This window comes from Blastococcus sp. SYSU DS0616, from assembly GCF_054051015.1.
This window is the reverse complement of record NZ_JBJHAJ010000014.1, coordinates 107,587-113,633: the sequence shown is the minus strand read 5'-3', so window position 1 is coordinate 113,633 and position 6,047 is coordinate 107,587. Positions and strand designations below refer to the sequence as shown.

At 71.7% G+C, this 6,047-nt stretch carries 3 protein-coding genes and 1 pseudogene; all 4 read left to right on the top strand.

Going from position 1 to position 6,047, the window contains the following annotated elements:
* Positions 1-122 precede the first annotated feature (122 nt).
* The 4 genes and pseudogenes from ACI79K_RS12495 to nrfD all read left to right on the top strand — a co-directional run bounded on the left by ACI79K_RS12495 (position 123) and on the right by nrfD (position 6,042).
* Positions 123-383, top strand: coding sequence for a hypothetical protein (locus tag ACI79K_RS12495; protein ID WP_456588305.1), 261 nt, complete (start codon positions 123-125; stop codon positions 381-383).
* Between the two features lie 140 nt (positions 384-523).
* Positions 524-3,823, top strand: a pseudogene (fdh, locus tag ACI79K_RS12490) (formate dehydrogenase).
* Between the two features lie 112 nt (positions 3,824-3,935).
* Entirely contained in the window at positions 3,936-4,997 is a 1,062-nt protein-coding gene (locus ACI79K_RS12485; protein WP_456599861.1) for a 4Fe-4S dicluster domain-containing protein, read from the top strand.
* A 1-nt stretch (position 4,998) separates the two neighbouring features.
* The gene (gene nrfD, locus ACI79K_RS12480; RefSeq protein ID WP_456599860.1) at positions 4,999-6,042 is read left to right on the top strand and encodes an NrfD/PsrC family molybdoenzyme membrane anchor subunit; all 1,044 of its coding nucleotides are present in this window, start codon (positions 4,999-5,001) and stop codon (positions 6,040-6,042) included.
* Positions 6,043-6,047 lie beyond the last annotated feature (5 nt).

Below are 6,047 nucleotides of genomic sequence, written 5' to 3'. Positions count from 1 at the left end.
TGGGGGTAGAGGTGGGCTGGGTGGGGGGGTTGGGGGGGGTGGGGGGGGGTGGGGGGGGGGGCGGGGGGGGGGGGCCCCCCCCCCCCCCCCCCCCCCCCCCCGACCGGATCGACGGCCTGCAGATGAGCGTGCAGTCCTGCGCCACGCCGTGGACGAAGGCGGGCGGGGGCTGGTCGTGCGGCGGCGCCGTGACCGACTTCTACGCCGGCCCGATCGTCATGGACGAGGCGCTCGCCGGCGCCGCGAGCCTGCGGCCGGGTGGGGTGGACCACCTGCTGACCACGGTCTCGTTCCCGTCGACGGCCGGTGACGAGCTGCGCCGGCAGTCCAGCACCTTCACCTTCACCTTCACCGCGACGCAGCGCGACGGCGCCGCGCGCTGACCCGGCGACCGCGCGGCGGGGACCGGGCCCACGGGGGGCCCGGTCCCCGCCCGCGCGGCTGTCCGCAACCGCCCGTTGCGGACGGTCCCGATCCGGTGCGCGGGCCTGTCGGCGCGCCGCGCGGGACGCCGGATGGCAGAGTGACGCAGGTGAAGACCTGGCTCGACAGCTGGCCGGTGTACCGCCAGCTCACCGGCTCCGACCCGCTGGGCCGTGGCAAGGCCGCGCGCAGCAAGGCCACCGAGGCCACCGTGTCGCGCACCGCCACCGCTGACCGCGTCGTGAAGAGCGTCTGCCCGTACTGCGCCGTCGGCTGCGCGCAGAACGTGTACGTGAAGGACGAGCAGATCGTCCAGATCGAGGGCAACCCCGACTCGCCGGTCAACCGCGGGCGGCTGTGCCCCAAGGGCAGCGCGAGCAAGCAGCTGGTCACCAGCCCGACCCGGGTCACCACGGTCAAGTACCGCCGTCCGTTCGGGACGGAGTGGGAGGACCTCGACCTCGACACGGCGATGGAGATGATCGCCGACCGCGTCCTGGAGGCACGCCGCAAGGGCTGGCAGGACGAGGACGGCGGGAAGCGCGTCAACCGCACCATGGGGATAGCGAGCCTCGGAGGGGCGACCCTCGACAACGAGGAGAACTACCTCATGAAGAAGCTCTACAGCGCCCTCGGCGCCATCCAGATCGAGAACCAGGCGCGCATATAGCACTCCTCCACGGTGCCCGGTCTGGGTGCCTCGTTCGGTCGTGGTGGCGCCACGAACACCCAGCAGGACCTCGCGAACGCCGACTGCATCGTCATCGAGGGCTCCAACATGGCCGAGTGCCACCCGGTGGGCTTCCAGTGGGTGGCCGAGGCCAAGGCGCGCGGCGCGAAGATCGTGCACATCGACCCGCGGTTCACCAGGACCAGTGCGATAGCCGACCTGCACGTGCCGCTGCGGATGGGCAGCGACATCGCCTTCCTCGGCGGCCTGATCAGGTACGTGCTCGACAACGAGCTGTACTTCAAGGAGTACGTCACCGCCTACACGAACGCCGCCGCGCTCATCGGCGAGGAGTTCGTCGACGCGGAGGACCTCGGCGGCCTGTTCTCCGGCTTCGACCCGGAGACGAGCACCTACGACGAGACCAGCTGGCAGTACGAGCTCGAGGAGCCGGCGCAGTCGGGTGCCGACGACCCGGCCGAGGCCGCGGAGCAGGACCGGACCGACGACGACCCGTCGGTCACGAGGGCCGACCGCGCGCAGGCGGCCGGCAGCGGCGGGCCGCCGATCCCGGGCAAGCCCAAGCGCGACGAGACGTTGCAGCACCCGCGCTCGGTGTTCCAGATCCTCAAGCGGCACTACGCCCGCTACACCCCCGAGATGGTGTCCGAGGTCTGCGGCATCGAGCCGGAGGTCTTCGAGCAGGTCGCGCGGTGGGTCACCGAGAACAGCGGCCGCGACCGGACGACGGCGTGGGTGTACTCGGTGGGCTGGACGCAGCACAGCGTCGGCGCGCAGTACATCCGCACCTGCTCGATCCTGCAGCTCCTGCTGGGCAACATCGGCCGCCCCGGCGGCGGGATCATGGCGCTGCGCGGGCACGCCAGCATCCAGGGCTCGACCGACATCCCGACGCTGTACAACATCCTGCCGGGCTACCTCCCGATGCCCCACGCGCTGCAGCACGACGACCTCGACGACTACGTCGCCGACGCCGCCGGCAAGGCGGGCTTCTGGGGCAACAAGCGCGCCTACATGACCAGCCTGCTCAAGGCGTGGTGGGGCGACGCGGCGACGGCGGAGAACGACTTCTGCTTCGACTACCTGCCCAGGATCAACGGCGACCACAGCTCCTACCGCACGATCGCCGACATGATCGAGGGCAAGGTCTCCGGCTACTTCCTGGTCGGGGAGAACCCCGTGGTCGGGCACCCCAACGGCCGGATGAACCGGTTCGGCCTGGCCAACCTCGACTGGCTGGTCGTCCGCGACCTGCAGTTGATCGAGTCGGCGACCTTCTGGCAGCAGGCGCCGGAGATCGAGACGGGGGAGCTGTCCCCCGATTCGATCGGCACCGAGGTCTTCTTCATGCCCGCGGCGACGCACGTGGAGAAGGAAGGCACCTTCACGCAGACCCAGCGGATGCTGCAGTGGCGGGACAAGGCGGTCGAGTCGCCGGACGACGCGCGCAGCGACCTGTGGTTCTACTTCCACCTCGGCCGCATCCTCCGCGAGCGACTGAAGGACTCCACCGACCCGCGCGACCGCCCGCTGCTGGACCTGACCTGGGGCTATCCGGTGCACGGCGAGCGGCTCGAGCCGGACGCCGACGCGGTGCTGCGCGAGATCAACGGCTTCGGCCCCGACGGTCAGCTGCTGAACTCCTACATGCAGATGAAGGACGACGGCTCGACGACCGGCGGCTGCTGGATCTACTGCGGCGTCTACGCCGACGGCGTCAACCAGGCCCGTCGGCGCAGGCCGGCGGCCGAGCAGGGCCCCGCGGCCCCCGAGTGGGGCTGGGCCTGGCCGCTCAACCGCCGTGTCCTCTACAACCGTGCCTCGGCCGATCCCGACGGCAAGCCGTGGAGCGAGCGCAAGAAGTACGTGTGGTGGGACGAGGCGGCCGGCGAGTGGACCGGTCTCGACGTCCCCGACTTCGAGAAGAACAAGCGCCCCGACTACGTGCCGCCCGACGACGCTCGGGCGCAGGACGCGCTGCGCGGCGACGACCCGTTCGTCATGCAGGGCGACGGGAAGGGCTGGCTCTACGCGCCGGCCGGCCTGGTGGACGGGCCGCTGCCGACGCACTACGAGCCGGCGGAGTCGGTCGTCGGGAACGCGCTGTACGAGGTGCAGGCGAACCCGACGATCGAGCGGATCCCGGGTCCGTGGAACCGGGAGAACCCGTCGCGCAGCGACGTCTTCCCGTTCCAGGTGACCACCTACCGGCTCACCGAGCACCACACCGCGGGCGCGATGAGCCGCACGCTCCCCTACCTGGCGGAACTGCAGCCGGAGTTCTTCGTCGAGGTGAGCCCGGAGCTGGCCCGGCTGCGCGGACTGGCCAACGGCGAGTACGCGACGCTGGTCAGCGCCCGGACGGCGATCGAGGCGAAGGTGCTGGTCACCGAGCGGATGCGGCCCATCAAGCTGCGCAACGGCACGGTCGTGCACCAGATCGGCATGCCGTACCACTGGTCCTACAGCGGCATCTCCACCGGGGATTCGGCCAACGACCTGCTCGGCATCGTGCTCGACGCCAACACACACATCCAGGAGGACAAGGTCAGCACCGCCGACATCGTGCCGGGACGACGCCCGCGCGGCCCGGAGCTGCTCGACTTCGTGGAGAGCTACCGCCGGCGGGCCGGGGTGGAGTCGGGTCGGGTGGGGCTCAACGGCCGCGACCCGGTGGCCGCCGAGGCCGGGGAAGGGTCCACGCAGTGACCGGCGGGATCGCGATGATCAGGTCAGCTGATCGTTCCGGGTCCTGGCTCAGCGCCGGTCGTGAGCCAGGACCCGCCATGGTGAGCCAGGACGACGTGCGGGAGGGAGTGCGATGACGATCAGCTCGGCCAGCCCGGCCTTCACCGGCCGCGACCCGGAGAACCGGCTGTTCGGCCCGCTGCCCGACGTCACGGCCGAGGCCGGCTACGAGGAGGAGCACCCCAAGCGGGTGGGCTTCTTCACCGACACCTCGGTCTGCATCGGCTGCAAGGCCTGCGAGGTGGCGTGCAAGGAGTGGAACACGCTCCCGATGGACGACTCCGACGGTGTCCGCGACGCCCTGGGCCTGTCCGGCATGTCCTACGACAACACCGGGCAGCTGGGCGCGAACTCCTGGCGGCACGTGGCGTTCATCGAGCAGAGCCGCGCCGTCGACCTGCCGATGCCCACGTTCGGCCGGCCGGGCGACGACCGGCAGGGCAGCGGACCGTCGCCGGCGCTCGCCGGGGACGACGTGAGCCTGGCGAACGCCCAGCAGAGCGTGCTCAACGCCGAGGCGCTGAGCGAGTTCGACCCGCAGACCGGCCAGACCGGCGCGGACAAGCAGATCCGCTGGCTGATGAGTTCCGACGTCTGCAAGCACTGCACGCACGCCGGCTGCCTGGACGTCTGCCCGACGGGGGCGCTGTTCCGCACCGAGTTCGGCACCGTGGTGGTGCAGGGCGACATCTGCAACGGCTGCGGCTACTGCGTTGCGGCCTGCCCGTACGGCGTGATCGACCAGCGCAAGGACGACGGCCGGGTCTTCAAGTGCACGATGTGCTACGACCGCCTGACCGACGGGCTGCAGCCGGCGTGCGCCACGGCGTGCCCGACGCAGTCGATCCAGTTCGGTGACCTCGACGAGCTGCAGGAACGCGCCGACGCACGGCTGGCGACGCTCACGGCGCAGGGCGTGGAGACCGCCCGGCTCTACGGCCGGGACGAGAACGACGGCGTCGGCGGTGACGGGGCCTTCTTCCTGCTGCTCGACGAGCCGGAGGTCTACGGCCTGCCGCCGGACCCGATCGTGACGACGCGGGACCTGCCGGCGATGTGGAAGGCGGCCGGCAAGGCCGCGGCGATGATGGTCGGGGTCGCCGTCACGGCGATCCTCGGCTCGCGGCGGAGGTGACATGACCGGCGGTATCACCAGCCCGGGCTCGGGGTGGCGCCAGGCCGACCAGGGCCCGGCGGTGCAACGGACGGGCAAGAAGCGCCGCAAGCGCGGCGGGGGCCGGGGTCGCGGCGAGGTCGCGATGGTCGACGACGTCGAGTTCACCTCGTACTACGGCCGGCAGATCGTGAAGACGCCGGTGTGGAAGACGCCGGACGTGCCGCTCTACCTGTTCCTGGGTGGGGCGGCCGGCTCGTCGGCGATCCTCGGCGCGCTGGCCGACGTCACCGACCACCCGGCGCTGACCCGGGTGTCGCGGTACACCGCGGGCGCCGGGTCGATCCTGTCGGTGGTCTTCCTCATCCACGACCTGGGGCGGCCGGAGCGGTTCCTGCACATGCTGCGGGTGCTCAAGCCGACGTCGCCGCTGTCGGTGGGCACCTACATCCTGGCGCCGTTCAGCGCGGCGGCCGGCGCGACGGCGGCGGTGGAGCTGCTGGGCTGGTTCCCGCGGCTCAAGCGCTTCGGCGGTGCGGTGGCGGCGCTGTTCGGCGGGCCGCTGGCTACCTACACCGGCGTGCTGCTGGCCAACACCGCGGTGCCGTCGTGGCACGCGGCGCACACCCAGCTGCCGTTCGTCTTCGGCGGCTCGGCGATGGCCGCCGGTGGGGGCATCACGATGGTGTTCACGCCGGTGGAGGAGGCGGCGCCGGCGCGGAAGATGGCGATGGCCGGGGCGGCGATCGAGCTCGCCGCGATGCACAAGGTCGAGAACGACCACGGCATCCTCAGCGAGCCGTTCCACGAGGGGCGGCCCGGGAAGCTGATGCGCGCAGCGCAGGCGTGCACCGCGGTGGGTGCCGGGCTGACGGCGGTGGCCGGGCGGAAGCGGTGGGGCGCGGTCGCGTCCGGGACGCTGCTGGCGGCCGGCTCGCTGCTCACCCGGTTCGGAGTCTTCGAGGCCGGCATCGCCAGCACCAAGGACCCAAAGTACGTCGTGATCCCGCAGAAGGAGCGGCTGGCCGCGCGGCAGCAGGAGCACGCCGACACGACCACCCGCTGACCAGG

Bases quoted from the DNA above. Each gene is read 5' to 3' on its own strand.
- ACI79K_RS12495 (WP_456588305.1), top strand. From the start codon at position 123: ATGAGCGTGCAGTCCTGCGCCACGCCGTGGACGAAGGCGGGCGGGGGC.
- ACI79K_RS12485 (WP_456599861.1), top strand. From the start codon at position 3,936: ATGACGATCAGCTCGGCCAGCCCGGCCTTCACCGGCCGCGACCCGGAG.
- nrfD (WP_456599860.1), top strand. From the start codon at position 4,999: ATGACCGGCGGTATCACCAGCCCGGGCTCGGGGTGGCGCCAGGCCGAC.